The organism is Paenibacillus polymyxa M1 (assembly GCF_000237325.1).
Taxonomy (GTDB): Bacteria; Bacillota; Bacilli; order Paenibacillales; family Paenibacillaceae; genus Paenibacillus; species Paenibacillus polymyxa_C.
This window is the reverse complement of record NC_017542.1, coordinates 4347064-4361577: the sequence shown is the minus strand read 5'-3', so window position 1 is coordinate 4361577 and position 14514 is coordinate 4347064. Positions and strand designations below refer to the sequence as shown.

Annotated in this window: 12 protein-coding genes; 11 read left to right on the top strand and 1 reads right to left on the bottom strand. The window is 46.6% G+C overall.

Annotated features, from left to right (window positions below):
• Nucleotides 1-102 precede the first annotated feature (102 nt).
• Nucleotides 103-1356: an OFA family MFS transporter gene (locus PPM_RS19630; RefSeq protein ID WP_013372557.1), complete on the top strand. Its 1254-nt coding sequence runs from the start codon at nt 103-105 to the stop codon at nt 1354-1356.
• A 177-nt stretch (nt 1357-1533) separates the two neighbouring features.
• Nucleotides 1534-2445, top strand: a complete 912-nt coding sequence (locus PPM_RS19625; protein WP_013372556.1) for a serine/threonine protein kinase — start codon at nt 1534-1536, stop codon at nt 2443-2445.
• A 40-nt stretch (nt 2446-2485) separates the two neighbouring features.
• On the opposite strand, the gene PPM_RS19620 is transcribed toward PPM_RS19625, so the two are convergent.
• Entirely contained in the window at nt 2486-4576 is a 2091-nt protein-coding gene (locus PPM_RS19620; protein ID WP_013372555.1) for a vWA domain-containing protein, read from the bottom strand.
• Nucleotides 4577-5215: 639 nt separating this feature from the next.
• On the opposite strand from PPM_RS19620, the gene PPM_RS19615 reads away from it, so the two are divergent.
• The 9 genes from PPM_RS19615 to PPM_RS19575 all read left to right on the top strand — a co-directional run bounded on the left by PPM_RS19615 (nt 5216) and on the right by PPM_RS19575 (nt 14504).
• Nucleotides 5216-7384 carry a hypothetical protein gene (locus tag PPM_RS19615; protein WP_025365581.1) on the top strand — a complete coding sequence of 723 codons (2169 nt, stop codon included), beginning with the start codon at nt 5216-5218 and terminating at the stop codon, nt 7382-7384.
• Nucleotides 7385-7503: 119 nt separating this feature from the next.
• Nucleotides 7504-7929, top strand: coding sequence for a hypothetical protein (locus PPM_RS19610; protein WP_007431573.1), 426 nt, complete (start codon nt 7504-7506; stop codon nt 7927-7929).
• 130 nt (nt 7930-8059) lie between these two features.
• Nucleotides 8060-8512 (top strand): J domain-containing protein, encoded by a 453-nt coding sequence (locus PPM_RS19605; protein WP_013372553.1) that lies wholly within the window; start codon nt 8060-8062, stop codon nt 8510-8512.
• 32 nt (nt 8513-8544) lie between these two features.
• A complete protein-coding gene (locus tag PPM_RS19600; protein ID WP_013372552.1) occupies nt 8545-9093 on the top strand; it encodes an FHA domain-containing protein in 549 nt (182 codons plus the stop codon).
• Nucleotides 9094-9157: 64 nt separating this feature from the next.
• Nucleotides 9158-9685: an FHA domain-containing protein gene (locus PPM_RS19595; protein ID WP_016324641.1), complete on the top strand. Its 528-nt coding sequence runs from the start codon at nt 9158-9160 to the stop codon at nt 9683-9685.
• Nucleotides 9686-9720: 35 nt separating this feature from the next.
• Nucleotides 9721-10551, top strand: coding sequence for a PP2C family protein-serine/threonine phosphatase (locus tag PPM_RS19590; RefSeq protein WP_013372550.1), 831 nt, complete (start codon nt 9721-9723; stop codon nt 10549-10551).
• Nucleotides 10552-10573: 22 nt separating this feature from the next.
• Nucleotides 10574-12451, top strand: a complete 1878-nt coding sequence (locus tag PPM_RS19585; RefSeq protein ID WP_013372549.1) for a PP2C family protein-serine/threonine phosphatase — start codon at nt 10574-10576, stop codon at nt 12449-12451.
• 47 nt (nt 12452-12498) lie between these two features.
• Nucleotides 12499-13818, top strand: coding sequence for a hypothetical protein (locus PPM_RS19580; protein ID WP_013372548.1), 1320 nt, complete (start codon nt 12499-12501; stop codon nt 13816-13818).
• Complete coding sequence (locus PPM_RS19575; RefSeq protein WP_013372547.1) at nt 13815-14504, top strand: hypothetical protein; 690 nt, start codon at nt 13815-13817, stop codon at nt 14502-14504. Before PPM_RS19580 ends, PPM_RS19575 begins: the two co-directional genes overlap by 4 nt.
• The last annotated feature ends 10 nt before the right edge of the window (nt 14505-14514 follow it).

Here is a 14514-nt window from a genome sequence, read left to right as displayed (position 1 = left end):
CCTTACAGACTTGCTCTTTCACAGACGCAAAGCGTACTGGATTCACGGTTATCATCATAACAAATGGATGCTGTAGAGCCGGAATGAAAAGAGGAGATCAATATGAAATCAAACAGCGGAAATCGCCTGCTGGTCGTACTTGGAACGATTATTGTCCAGATGGGCTTAGGTACCATTTACACATGGAGTTTATTTAATCAACCATTGGTGGACCGCTTTGGCTGGAACCTCAGTTCGGTCGCTATTACATTTTCAATTACCAGTTTTGCACTGGCGTTTGCTACGTTATTTGCAGGCAAGCTACAGGATAAATGGGGACTACGTCGTCTGATTTTGTGTGCAGGTGTCGTGTTAGGGGCAGGGCTCATGCTCAGTTCACAGGTAACTTCGTTATCCTTACTGTACATTTTGGCGGGTATTATCGTAGGTTTTGCGGATGGAACGGCATATATTACATCACTGTCGAATCTGATTAAATGGTTTCCTGAGAAAAAAGGACTTATTTCCGGTATTTCAGTTGGGGCCTACGGAACAGGCAGTCTGATATTCAAGTATATCAACGGTTCGCTGATTCAGTCTGTTGGCGTATCACAGGCATTTCTGTATTGGGGAATGATCGTGCTGATCATGATCGTCGGTGGTTCTTTCTTGGTGAAAGAAGCAGTAGTCATGAATAAGCCTTCGGTACAAAATGGGGCTGTACAGCGGGACTACACCGTTAAAGAAATGCTGCGCACCAAGCAGGCATACCTACTGTTCGTCATGTTCTTTACCGCTTGTATGAGTGGTCTCTACTTGATCGGAGTGGTCAAAGATATCGGCGTACGGATGGCTGATTTGGATGTAGCAACAGCGGCTAATGCGGTCGCTATGGTCGCTATTTTTAACACGGCGGGTCGGATTATATTAGGTGCGCTATCCGATAAGGTGGGTCGTCTGAAAGTGGTAGCAGGTGCACTTTTAACAACAGCAATTGCAGTTACAGTACTGAGTGTGATACCCCTGAATTTTGGTTTGTTCTTTGCCTGTGTAGCAGGGATTGCTTTTTGCTTCGGCGGCAATATTACAGTCTTTCCTGCCATCGTAGCTGATTTCTTTGGTCTGAAGAACCAAAGCAAAAACTATGGTATTGTGTATCAGGGCTTTGGCCTTGGTGCGCTGGCGGGGTCATTTATCGCTGCCTTGCTCGGCGGATTCATCCCAACATTTACCACAATTGCTGTGCTATGCGTCGTATCGTTCCTGATTGCCCTCACCATTCGCACCCCAGAACAAGGTAAAGGCAAACTGCGCAGTGAACGGAAGAAAAATGCCAACGGTGTACGCAGCATGAAGCCAGGTACAAAATTAGGTTAAACGATTTGAGAAAATAGGACCAGATGAATGCCAAAAGACCTGTCATCATTTCTCTAAGGGAGATTATGGCAGGTTATTTGTTTTTCCAATAACCTATTTTACGCTATAATAAAAAGATGTGTAATAAGCCGATATATACAAAAGACATTAGCTAAGAACCTGACAGGAGGACGAGTCATGATCGTGGATACAAGCGGGAATCTGCTTGCCCGCAATACGAAGCTGCGAAATACATATCAAATTCGAAGCGCCTTGTCCCGCAGTGAGCTGGCCATCGTGTATACGGCAAGGCTGTTGGATAACCGAGAAAAGGTCATTGTGAAGGAATTTTTTCCGAATGCACTGGCTTTACGGGGGACAGATCGAAAAACGGTCACTTGTAGCGCTACGATGCAATACAAATACGTGGAATTTATGCATTATTTTTTGCGTGAAGGGCAAATGTTAAAGGAGTTAAGTCATCCGGGAATTGTCGGTTATATAGATCATTTTGAGGAAAATGGAACTGCTTATCTGGTCATGGAATACTGTGCAGGCAAAACGCTGGATCGAATGATGCAAGAAGAGGCTGTGCCAACGTCTGATCCTGCTTTTCTGTACCAAACGTTGCTGCCTTTAATTGATGCCTTGGAGTATATTCACAACAAAGGAATTATTCATCGGGACATTAAGCCAGGCAATATTATGATTGGGGAACATGGCAACATCAAGCTGATTGATTTTGGCTCTGCTGTGCATTTTGAAGGCAAGGAGCATCCGATCTTCACCACGGCAGGCTATTCTCCACTGGAATTTTACTCTAATCGTTCGCGGCAGGGGCCTGTGTCGGATATTTATAGCTTGGCCGCCACGCTGTATTATTGCCAAAAAGGATCACCTCCACCGGATGTGCCAGGCAGATTATTTGCAGATCGGACCGAACGGATTCGGATCGAAAATGCAGGGATTTCACTACTGCCATATGTTATTAGGCGCGGTCTGGAAGTACAGGCTACCAAGCGTTGCCGCTCACTTCGATGGTTTAAAGCCGCCCTACGTGCGGAATATTGGATAAAAAAAGGGAAGCGCCCTACTCTTACGGTTCGTTAACCGTAAGAGACGGCGCTTCTCTTTTTTTATTCCGACGATGTTATCCTGTCGGAGCTTGGATATGGTCGGTGTAGACTGAAGTATTCGGCTTAATCGCTTTGTAGCGCAGCTCAATTTCAGTGACACCATCCTCAAATGTGATATACAGTTTGTCACCATACTCCATGACCGCTTTTTTGTTGCGGATCAATCTGATTTTTCCATGCTGCAGGGCGCAGCGTGTATCATGTTTCACGATCAGAGTCCCTTTTTTACCTGCGGAAAATAGGATTCGTTCCGCTTCTGGTAATGGTTCGTGAACGTCAAGCGTACGGAATAACTCCTGCAAGCTGACCTTATGACCCGGAAAGGAGGTAAGCGGCCAAGATTTTACCGGAATCTCCTGCCCACTCGCTGTAGCGAGAAAATATCCTTCGATTCTTCCAGCAAACTGAGGCTTCGGTCGCAAGAACCAATACAGAAGAGCAGCTATCACAATACTGATGGCTACCGTCCATTTAATGGCTGTATACCGGGATTGGACTGAAACGGTCAGTGTAGCGCTGCTGGATGCACCTTCTGGGTCGGTAGCGGTAATCTTTAGCTTCGTGTCACCTGTGTGAAGCTCGGATAGCAGCAGATCATTACCGTTAATCTCGGCATTAATCGTATCGTCAGAAGCTCCTGAATCCAGCTTATAGTTCAGCTTGTCATGATTGGGATCAACAATAAAGTCTGATAAACTTCGACGGGAATCACCGTCTTCTTTAACCAGGCGAATCGTCAGGTCTTTTAAAGCTTGTGGTGCTGCATTGGTGGCGTGAACCTTATGTACAGTTCCCTTACGGTACCACTGCGGACTATCCAGAGATAGCTGCCATGTATAATCACCCGTTTGGGGGAACGCATATTCGGTATAAAAGGCTCCTGACTTATAGGTCATAGGCACCTTTTTAGCTGTACCGCCCTTTACAGGGGTAACTATAATATGGGCTTGGAGAGATGTGTATACAGCTTCATCTGTAAGCTTTTGGCCATCCGGTAACACGAGCCGAGCTTGAAACGATGTCGCTTGACCCTTCAGCAATTGCATAGGCTTGTCGCCATGAGTTGCTGTTGTTTGCGTTCCCCCTGTAGTAGCTTCAGCTTCCAGTCGGTAGCTGCCAAGTAAATTGATTTTAACCAAATCTCCGCGTATGCCCCGTAATTTTAACTTCACTTTACCTGCTTGTGGATGCTCAATTTTCAAAATTGCATATCGGCTCGACTTGTACCTGCGGACATTTTCTGAATTGGAGTATAGCTGGGTTTCCAGCAGGGGATGCTCCGACAAAAGCACCAGATTGGCTTCCTCCATACTAGAGTCCGGTAGAGTCACCGTTAATTCTTGCATCTCGCCAGTGGTCGTAATTGCAGCAACTGGAACGAGCTTGGAGCGAATTTGACTGGCAAAAATACGGTTCAGAATTTCGGGCAGATCCTCAGCACTACTGGTAATAAAAGAAGCTCCTCCCGTTTGAGAAGCGATCCGTTCGAGTTCTTGCCGGTTTACCGTGCCATCATGATTCAGACCAATCGTATACACCGGGTATCCCTTGGTCTGTGCAGATTTGATGACAGAGGATACATCGTTATTCGAGTCACCCTTGGACCGAGAACCAGAAGAGACACCAAAATCAGTCTCTCCATCTGACAATAAAATCATAAAAGGCTGACGCCCTTGGGATGCTCCTGCGGCTAGCAGTTCTGAGCCTTTACGCAGTCCCAGTCCCAAATCTGTATAGCCAGAACGGTTCAACATTCTGATTTCCTGCTGGATTTGCGATTTTTGCGCTGCCACGCCAATCGAAGTCAGTGGTTTTGAGGCGACAACGTGATGGTTGTAGGCGACGAAACCCACACGTGTACGGTCTGCATCACTCAAGTCCATAAACATACTGATGACTTCGGCGGCAATACCCTCGGGATCCGTGTCTCTCATGGAATAGCTGGTATCCAGTACAAAAACAGCATCGTAACCCTCGATCGAAGCAGTCCCCAAAGATGCTGCATTAGCCTGATTTACAGTGCAAATGACCCCGCTTAAGCCCGTTTGAAAAAATAGTACAAAAGTCATGAAAGTGATAATTCCTAGTTTCCTTATTCTGAACATAAGCTCCTCCATCGGCGAGACCAATGTGGGCGTACCAACTCTCCTAATCCTTGGGATATAAGGGATAAAGGATCAAAACAGCTGAAAAACCTCACATTAGCCATGAATTTGATACTTTTACGCTTCTCAGAAATATCCAATGAACTTCTATCGGTCATTGGATTCCATTTGTGAATATTTCCCTGAAGAAACAGGTCTAACATATCATAAAAATTACATACTTACGCATAAAATGAGTCAAAATGCCCTGTTTCAATCTGAGACTACAGAAATTGACAAAACTGAAGGGTGCTTTGTATGATAGCTTTCGTATCAACGGCAAAAATTGGGATTGAAGTTAGGAATACGAAATCATAAATTTGAAATTTCTGTGTTATATGACTTTTGATTTTGAATTTTCTCTCATTTGAATGCCTTGCCGTTAAAAGCCGAATAGCGCTTCGGACCGATTTTTGAGGTTATATGCCTGTACCGTAAATGTGGTATAAGCTCAATCCTTTGACGAATTTAAATGTTAAGTAGGGGGGGAGGAGGCAAATGAACTAAAAATGAATATTCGTCCGTTTCAAATTGGACATCCCGTGTCCGTATATGGAGCAATGGACCTATAACTCATACTTTATTCATTTGCCGACAGCGATGGAAATCATTTATCAAACCAACCGGACAATGCTTTTTGAAGAGATTAACCCGGAAAAGCTGGACCTGATCACCATAGTAGGTGATGTGAAGGGTATCGACAGCTTGAGCGATGAGAAGATCAAGGAAATTAATCAGCACCTTCTGGTGCGTAGCTTTGACGAATTTTTGGATAAGTTTTCACCGACCGTATATTCATTTTTTAACGCGGCCAATCAAAAGGTCGTCTACACCCTTAAAAAGCCTGAGGGAATTGATGAGGATAGCATTTCTGAAATTCGTATCAATCAAAGTAATGATTTTCTGAAAATGTTGTTTACGCTCATTGATACTAAGCGCAGTCAAGGAATCACCAATGTAGATTTCAAATTTGAAAATCTGCTGGATATGATTTCACCGAAAAAGGTTATGGACGATATTCGTCAAGTCCGCAAAGAAATTCACTATATGTACGGTGAATACGACAAGCTGGATGATGGCGATCCGAAGAAACTCGACATGGGTGACAAGCTGAATGCCATGTTCGAGGAAGCGAGCCAGAACTATAACAACGTTATGGCTATGCTGCCTCTGGCAATTGAGGACATCAAAACCCGTCTTTTGCTCGGTGGAGCCCAAGAGGAAAACGCCGGTGAGTTGATCCAGGTGGGTATGCTCTCCATTGGGGAAAGCGGCGAACTGAAAATTATTGAAGCGCCGAAGAGCGAAAGTACTGAGCTGATGCTGTTGGATGAGAACAGCACTGGCGATCTCTCCCAAGTATTCGAAGAAGATTATAACTCTATCACAGATACGCCTTCTGACTATGTGAAGGACTTGGTGGTTCGCACGTTTGTGCCACTTCCAGCTGTTCAGACCAAGGTTGACACAGCGGTTGAAGTTCAAAACTACAACACGTATTTGGAGTTCTATAAAAATGCCAAGGATGATTTCGTAAAGGCGGTTAAGCCGCTGGTAGAAAAAATCCTCGGTGTCAAAATGTTCTTCGACCAATATGCGACGAAGAGCAAAGGAATGCTGCCGACAATGCTGGTGGCGAATAACAAGCTGGACATGCTGGTGAAAAGCAGCAATATTCCACGTCTGGAAACGTACCTGAATACCGTAAATGCCAAAAATGAATTCAGCGACACCATCTGGTTCGGGATCGTTCCATCTATTGAACTGGAAGCAGCCGGTAAGGTGAAGGTGTCTCGTGAACGCTTTAAGGGCAACGAGAAGGTCGTAAAGCAGGGCGGAAATTCAATGGAATCGCTCTCGATGCTGCTGCAAGTCGTGAAGGATTACAAAATTCAAATGTTCTTTAACTTTGAATCCGGTGAAGAGACGACCTTCAACAGTATGGCGACAGCAGGCATCGACAAGTATGTCGATAAATGCGCCAGTCTTGTGCGCAGAGAATATAGCGAATTTGCAATTCCTTGTGTACCGAACTTTACCATTATTCCGAAGGATAAATCGGGTGTCATTATTGATAGCAAAATGCTACAGACCGAAGACGGTGTGCAACTTTCAAAGGAAAAAGAAGATATTCTCAAACTGTGGATCGAGGGCGTATATGTAGGCGCTGCCTACGTGGCTGCTGGCTTGGTCGCTTCTTATCAATGTCCTGAATACCTGCGTGAGACGTTCAAAACGGTCAATAAAAACTTCCCTGGTGTACGCTTCGACATTGAAGCTGGGGACAACAGTCTGCGCACAGTGACGACGATGGCCAAGGAAATCACTGGGTTCACCAACACGATCAAGGATGCCATCAACCGTAAAAACTTTGGCTTTGTATTCTCGTCTGAGAATGCTCAGATTCAGGATAAGGATATCCGCCGGATTACTGTCTACAAGGCAAGAAGCATGGCGATGTCCGAGGACGGCTTTGACTCCATCTACAAAACGCTGGTCAGCACGTACATTGAACGTATTTTGCGCTACCAAACAGGAGACTTCAAGCACGAAAATATCGTCCGCTTCTTTAGTAACAATCCGAGCAGTCAGAAGAGCAAGTGGCTGAGCAGCAGAGGATCTGTGAACTCGATCATTCAGGACGGAGACGATATGAGTTTCATTATTGATGAGAAAAGCAATATGTGCCATATCGATCTGGTCTTCAATGGTAATGTGAAGAACCTGGAAGTCATGATCACTAAGGGAACCAGCTCGGTCAAATCATGATCCGAGCACTACGAAAGATGTTAGAGGCGTTTCTATCCAGAACCGCCTTTATACATAAATCGCGGAGAAGCACTGCTTCTTCCGCCATCATTTTACCTAATATCAAGGAGGCAACACACATGGGATTCAGATTGAAAGTAGAAGGACAAGAAACAATTGAGCTGGGCTTGGATAACATCCAAACGGTTATTTATGACACCGATACACCGGACGATTCCAATGCACGCTCCACTGACGTAGGCTCCACGCTGCGCATCAGCGGTAAAATCATCACAGCAGTAGACGGTGACAGCGCGGATGACACGCTGAAACTGGCTTTGTGGTCTCTGGTTCCTGCTGAAAAAGCAGACAGCTACCGTAAAGTAACACTGGAAGTTATTGCAGCTGATCAAGTTGTGCGTAAAATCTACTTCCCGAATGCTTTCGTTGTAGACTACAACGAGCACTTCGGCGACACAGAAGGTGTAGGTGCATTTACACTCTACATCAAACAAAAGAAAGACAAAACCGAGCTGGCTACCATCGACGGCGGATATCCGGTTTAAGCTTAACGTCTTAACGTTAAGTGCAGCTTAAACACACACTCACCCGGCGCATACGTGAAGGGTGGATAAATATTAAGAGGCCTACGGGTCTCTTAATATTTATTTTTTTCGGAGAGGGGAACACCAGACAATGACCAACTACTATGAGCTGCTCGGTGTCGGCCGGGATGCTTCGGAGGCAGAGATTAAGCAAGCTTACCGTAAACTGGCCAAAAAGTATCATCCTGATACCAACCAGGGAAGCGAGGAAGCAACGCGCAAGTTCAAGCTGATTCACGAGGCTTACAATACCTTGCGTGACGAAGCATTGCGGCAGGCATACGATGCTGAGCTCATCCGAAAAGCAACGGGAACTAGCGGAGAACAGCAAGAAAAAGCAAGAGGGGCAGCAGCACCTTCAGAGGGTACACGTAGGGCAGCCAAAGGATTCAATCCGGCTGACATAGGCACTGATTTTGAGCAATTTTTCGGCTTTCATCCGAAAACGAAGGAAGGCTCACCAGGGAAAAAAATGAAAAAATCCGGTGATCCGACGGATACCTCAGCCATGTTCAACCAATTTTTTGGTATTCGTAAAAAGTGATGATTTCAGGATAGAAACGGGGGAAGCAAGCAGTGAAAACGGCGCAGAGCAGATGGGTTTTCATCATAGATGTTGCCATGTTCGGGCTGATGCTGGCGATCGCCTTTTATGTGTTTAACCGTCCAGGCTACAGCGGTTTGAAGACTGTGGTCGCAATAGGTATTGGGATTAGCGTGCTTGTATACATACTGCGCAATCTGGTTTCCGTGGTCCCTGTGCCAAGGCCAAAGGCAGATCGTAAACGGATTGCCAAGCTGGTGTTAATTGATGAAGAAGGTGAATCTATTAAAGAATGGTATATCGAAGGCGAAACATCATTGTTAATCGGCAAAACAACGTCACGCTCTGAGGCGGATATTGATTTGGCAGGTACAGATTATGCTTCCTTGGTAAGTGTGGAGCATGCGGTACTCAACCGGGTAAACAGTGACTGGTTTGTGGAGGATGTGGATTCCGGCAATGGGACCGGGCTACGGTCTGCGAACGAAAGTGTAACCAAGAAGCTGGAAAGTGGCGAGCCTTACCGAATTTACTCAGGTGATTTATTATATATTGCCAATACCAGGCTGCTCGTTAAATAGAAGAAGTTGCACAATCCTTAGATTACTGTAAAGACAATCAAGACATTGGGGGAAGGAACCGACTATGAGTTTGACAAGATGCCCGAACGGACACATGTTCAGTACACGAAAGCACGGAAATACGTGTCCTTATTGTAATACAGTAGTAAATATAGCCGCACCCAAGAACGCCGAACCAGCAGCGAAAACAAACGTTGCAGGAGACAATGACAAAACTATGCCGTATTTAGGCGAAACCGTGGGGATTCACCCAGTAACCGGATGGCTGGTATGTATCGAAGGAGCACAGGTGGGTCAGGACTATCGCATTATGGCAGAGAAAAACTTTATCGGGCGCGCAGAGGAAATGCATGTCCGTATTATCGGAGACAACACGATTTCCCGCAAAAATCATGCGGTCATTGTGTATGATCCGAAGAAACGCAACTTTTACTTGCTGCCAGGCGATTCGTCAGGCTTGGCGTATCACAATAACGAGGCGGTATATTCACCAGTGGAGCTGGCTGCTTATGACGTGATTCAGCTCGGGCGCAGCAAATTTATCTTTATTCCGCTGTGCGGCGCTCATTTCGAGTGGGATAACGAAAATTAGAACGGAAGTGGGCAATGGTGCAGGGAGGTAACGATATGCAGCCTTATTTTGTTGTATGTGGAGCTGCGGTGCTATTCGCTGTTCTTCTCATCATCCGTATACGACTGACGCGAAGTTCCGGCAGCCGTACCGTGAGTGGAATTGAGATTGGAAATGGTCAAACGATCGGGAGCCGGAGTGAGCAGGATGATTATTTCTCCAGTATGACCACCCCTGTCGGTACGCTGGCGGTTGTTGCGGACGGGATCAGTGGGCTGGCCAATGGGCGTATGTCCAGTACCTTAGCTGTGACGACTTTTACGAAGGCATTTGCCAAGTTAGAAGATACAACGAATTTGAACGGATATTTTGCAGAGGCCGCAACCCAAAGCAATCGCGGCATTTTGCAAAATTTGAATGGGCAGGGCGGGGGAACGACGCTCGCGGCGGTCATTGTGTGCGGCTATCAGCTGTATTACGGAGCGGTGGGCGACAGCTTGATTACAATTTACCGCAATGGTCACTTTCAGACAGTCAATTCCAAGCATACAGCGGAAACACTGCTGGAGGAACGAGTGCTTGCTGGACAAATGACCTCGGAGGAAGCTAAAACGAGTCCTGTACGCAATCAACTGGTCAACTACCTGGGCTATGAAGGCTTTGAGAGCATGGAACTGGGGAATGCACCGATTCGTCTGTATTCGGGTGATTATGTGCTGCTGTGCAGTGATGGCATTCAGGAGGCGCTGACGGAGATTGAGCAGGAAGAGATCATGCGCAAGGGCGGAACTCCGCAGGAAATGGCGGATGCCATGATCGACACCATCAACGATAAAGGGTTTAAAAGTCAGGATAATGCGACAGTGCTTATTTTGGCGATAGGATGAAACAAGAAAGACGGGGGTAGCGATGCGCAAGGACAACAGCGATTTTAGTACCGCCTTTGTGTCGGAAGCGGGCTCTTACATAGACAACCGGGACTATTTTGCATTCATGGAGACGGACGACATGGCCTGTTATGTCCTCGCAGATGGTCTGGATTCAGATCAGGAGCTGCGCAGCGCAGAAATGGTTGTCAAAACGGTGCTGGAAAACTTCATGGAGAAACCTTCCATGTCCAAGCGGCGCTTGATGAGAGATCTGCGTGAAGCGCAGGAATGGCTGCAATTTGAAAGCCGTCGTGTCCGGCTCAAGGCCAGTCTACTGATGGTAGTGACCAACTATAACAAAATGGTGTACGTTTCGTGCGGTAATGTGCGGCTGTATCATTTTCGCAATGGAAGGCTTAATTTTCGCAGTAAGGATCACAGCCTGGCTCAGTCATTGGCGGATGATGGACGTATTCCAGACGAAGCGACCAGTACACACGAGGAACGGGGCAATCTGCTGGAATACCTCGGGAATCCGAATGGGGTTCATGCCCATTTCGCCAAAAAGACACAGCTTGCAGATGGAGATGTAATGCTGCTCGCTACATCTGGGATGTGGGAGGATGTTGAACTGGCGGAAATGCTGGGTGCGCTGGAGGAAGCGAAGGACCCGGGTATGCTGACGGATACGTTGGAAGAGGTTCTGCTGAGCAAACAGCGCCGGACGGTGAATAATTACACGGCTGCCGCCATTTATGTAAACAAAGTTTTTCAGGAAAAACCTAAAAACCGTCGTAAGCTGATCAAACGGATCTTGATTGCGTTGCTCGCCTTTGTAATCGTGGGCGGGGGAGCGTGGATTACGCTGGCGCGTATGGCTGCGAACAAAGCGGCTGCGCTGGAAACGATGATCGAATCGGCTCAGGCCGCGGATGATTATGCAAGAGCTGGCGATTATGCAAAAGCGCTCAAATCCTACAGTGAAGCGAAAAACGCGGCAGTTAAGATTAACGATAAAATTCACAAGCGATTGTATACAGCTGAACAGAAAGTATCTCAATTGATGGTTGACGGGGACGGCTATGTGGAAAAGGCCGATTTTACCAAAGCTGAAGCCAGCTACGATAAAGCACGGAAAAGCGCCGGACTATATCCGCCATTTAATGTGAAGGATATTGAAAAAAAAATCGACCAACTGGACAGCTATGCTGAGACGGCGAGCTGGATGAAGGACGGAGATTTAAAATTCCAGGGTGGCGATTACACAAATGCACTCAAGCTGTACAAAAAGGCAAATAAGGCTGCGATGGAATCCGGCTATACGTCCGCGCAAAAAGAGTTGGAGAAGAAAATTACTGAGACCAATGATAAATTGACATCCATCCAGCAGCAGCTCAAGGAGATTCAAGCTGGCAAACTTCAGGCCAAAGGGGATCGGCTGATGAAAGATCTCGATTATGAAGGAGCCATTGATGCTTATAGCGGGGCACAAGAGATTTATCAGGAGATCGATAAGCTCGAAAGTGTTCTGGCGCTGGAGCGGAGCATAGCCAAGGCGGAGGAAAAGCAGAGCGCGGAGCAGCAGCAAAATGGTCAGCTTCCTGCTGGATTGGGATTGTCTGACGGAGCGATGAATGACACAGATACCGGGGACGCAGCGAGTGAAGCTTCATCTTCTGCTAAGGCAACCTCTGCCACAGCATTGCAAACGAAGGTTGCGCCGACGGCTTCAACGGGCACTACGTCCGCGAAGAAGGAAGCCTCTCCGGCTGCAAAGAGCAGTGGTACGGGGGATGGCAATGCCGCTTCGATCAAGGCGGACACCAGCAAAGAGCAAGGAACTGCTGATTCTGCTTCTAAAGCAGCCGGGGCGTCTAATTCAGAGAGCTTAGATCAGGCTGCTGCGAACGGGAAATAAGTTTTTAATGTTCATTGAATGCTGGAGTCGGAAAGGAGTGAGGCGTCGTGAAAGAGCTGGTACAGGATCGTTTGAGCAAGATGGACGATTTAGAGCAGAGACGTTTACTGAAAAATATGATGGCCGGGGTATTTATGAACCTCGTCGAATATCAGGAAGAAATGACCCGCCAGCTAGAACGGCGGGTATTTGAGGAAATTGAGAATACGGAAGAAAAGTTTGATGTGTATGTGTCATTGACATCGCGTGAGGACTATGACCCGATTCATGAATTTTTATATCCTGTGTTGCCCTCCGATGCAGAAGAAAAACAGGTAGACATCAGCCGTGTGGCAGAGGTGGTGGGCGAAGGCGGGGAGATGCCGCTGTTTACGCTTTTTCTCGAAATGGAGACCGAACGAATCTCGGCACTGGTACGCAGCAAACGAATTTTCTCAGGAATGCTGGTCACGGAAACCGGAAACTATCCGATTCGTTTTCGTTTGGAGCATAACCGTTCTTATATTTTGGAGATTGAGCAGTTGTATCATACGTTTATGCAAAATGGTATGCCGTGGAAAACGATTAATCACCCGTACGCTTATAAATTTGTGGACTGTGTATTGATTGGTGGAGACGGCGAACCGGCCGCTCATGAAGAAATCCATGAAATCACGATTTCGTTGGAGGAGTTCGACATTTTTAAGAAAGCCGATGTTTTTCCGCTATGGAACATTGAAAGACTGGCTTTAAAGAACAGCGGTTTTCCTATACCAGCTATGGATCGTGTGAACTATGAGCATGTGCTGCCTTTGCGTAAAACAGGACCAGAGCATGGTTACCTGATTGACGGGACTGAAAGCGATATCCGCTATATCAAGCGGACAGAAGAGGAACTGACGATTGTCACACCCCGTGATAAATCTGGCGAGTGGAATGTGTTGAAGGTTACGAAACCAGCTACAACCAAGCTTAGTCGTCAGACCTATCCGGTATTGTCCAATCGGCGGCAAGACAGCTTTTTGGGTCGCTATGCAGGGAAACAGGCCGTGATTGTCCGGGCCAAAGCAGAGATCACGCGCATCGTCAATTCGTTTGAAGCGGCACAGGGGCTGGAGCTAGAGCGTGTGGACATCTGGGGAGGTGCAGGGAGAAATGATATAAGCAACCTTGTAACCAAAACTCAGACGTATCTGTTAAATCCGTTTGTCAGCGATAATGTACGGACAGAGGATGGCAAGCAGATCATGCGTTTGGGGTTCAGACGTGGTTCCGAGGATGTTTTGCCAACTGCACCTGCTTACATTTTATCCGATTTAATGAGCTTTCTGGTGTCGGAAGTGCAGATGTATTTTCCAGAGTACAAGTGTGAAGGAGAATGGGTGTGAATTATGTTTGGGATCTGCTCATGCGCGCAAGGAAACAGGGGCTGGATGTAGATAAAATCCGTTTTGTACCCGCTGTCAGCTACTCTCCGTATATGGAGCTTAGCTTGGCTGAGCTGAATACTTCCCATTTGGAGCAGGTAGTGGAGATTAATCCGTACTACCGCTTTTATTCTATTTTTCGGGATCTGTTTCCACCGGATGCAGCAGAGGATCTAGAGCTGAGAGAGTCGCTATTTGATATTATGATGCATTTTCTGGCGGAGATCGATTTGTATCAAGGAATGAATCGGCGAGAGTATCATATCCGGTTTGTTCAGCGTGATATTGCGGATGGCATTTTTGGCCCGAAGGTAAAGGAAGCTTTTGGACAATTAAACCGTGAGGAACAGGACGCAATTGCTGAAGGCCTGCTGCGCCTGTATGAGACGGGGGAAGCCGTACATCTGCTAAAACAAACGATGCGTCGCGTCTTTCATCGCTCGATCATTTACACCAACTGTGAGGAAAAAGACGAACTGCTCATATATATTGGTCAGGAGGAAACGATGCTCTCACGAATCAAAGTCGATTTGATTCTCGATTTATTTCTTCCAGCACGGTTTACGACGGAATTGTATTGGACCAGTCATTTCGGCATTTTGGAGGAAGAACCTACAATGAAAATTGACGCTATCGCCCTCTATTAAAGCTAAATGG

What these genes read in the sequence shown, in the direction of transcription:
- PPM_RS19590 (WP_013372550.1), top strand. Translation starts at nt 9,721, where the DNA reads ATGCAGCCTTATTTTGTTGTATGTGGAGCTGCGGTGCTATTCGCTGTT.
- PPM_RS19625 (WP_013372556.1), top strand. Translation starts at nt 1,534, where the DNA reads ATGATCGTGGATACAAGCGGGAATCTGCTTGCCCGCAATACGAAGCTG.
- PPM_RS19605 (WP_013372553.1), top strand. Translation starts at nt 8,060, where the DNA reads ATGACCAACTACTATGAGCTGCTCGGTGTCGGCCGGGATGCTTCGGAG.
- PPM_RS19610 (WP_007431573.1), top strand. Translation starts at nt 7,504, where the DNA reads ATGGGATTCAGATTGAAAGTAGAAGGACAAGAAACAATTGAGCTGGGC.
- PPM_RS19630 (WP_013372557.1), top strand. Translation starts at nt 103, where the DNA reads ATGAAATCAAACAGCGGAAATCGCCTGCTGGTCGTACTTGGAACGATT.
- PPM_RS19595 (WP_016324641.1), top strand. Translation starts at nt 9,158, where the DNA reads ATGAGTTTGACAAGATGCCCGAACGGACACATGTTCAGTACACGAAAG.
- PPM_RS19585 (WP_013372549.1), top strand. Translation starts at nt 10,574, where the DNA reads ATGCGCAAGGACAACAGCGATTTTAGTACCGCCTTTGTGTCGGAAGCG.
- PPM_RS19620 (WP_013372555.1), bottom strand. Translation starts at nt 4,576, where the DNA reads ATGTTCAGAATAAGGAAACTAGGAATTATCACTTTCATGACTTTTGTA.
- PPM_RS19615 (WP_025365581.1), top strand. Translation starts at nt 5,216, where the DNA reads ATGGAAATCATTTATCAAACCAACCGGACAATGCTTTTTGAAGAGATT.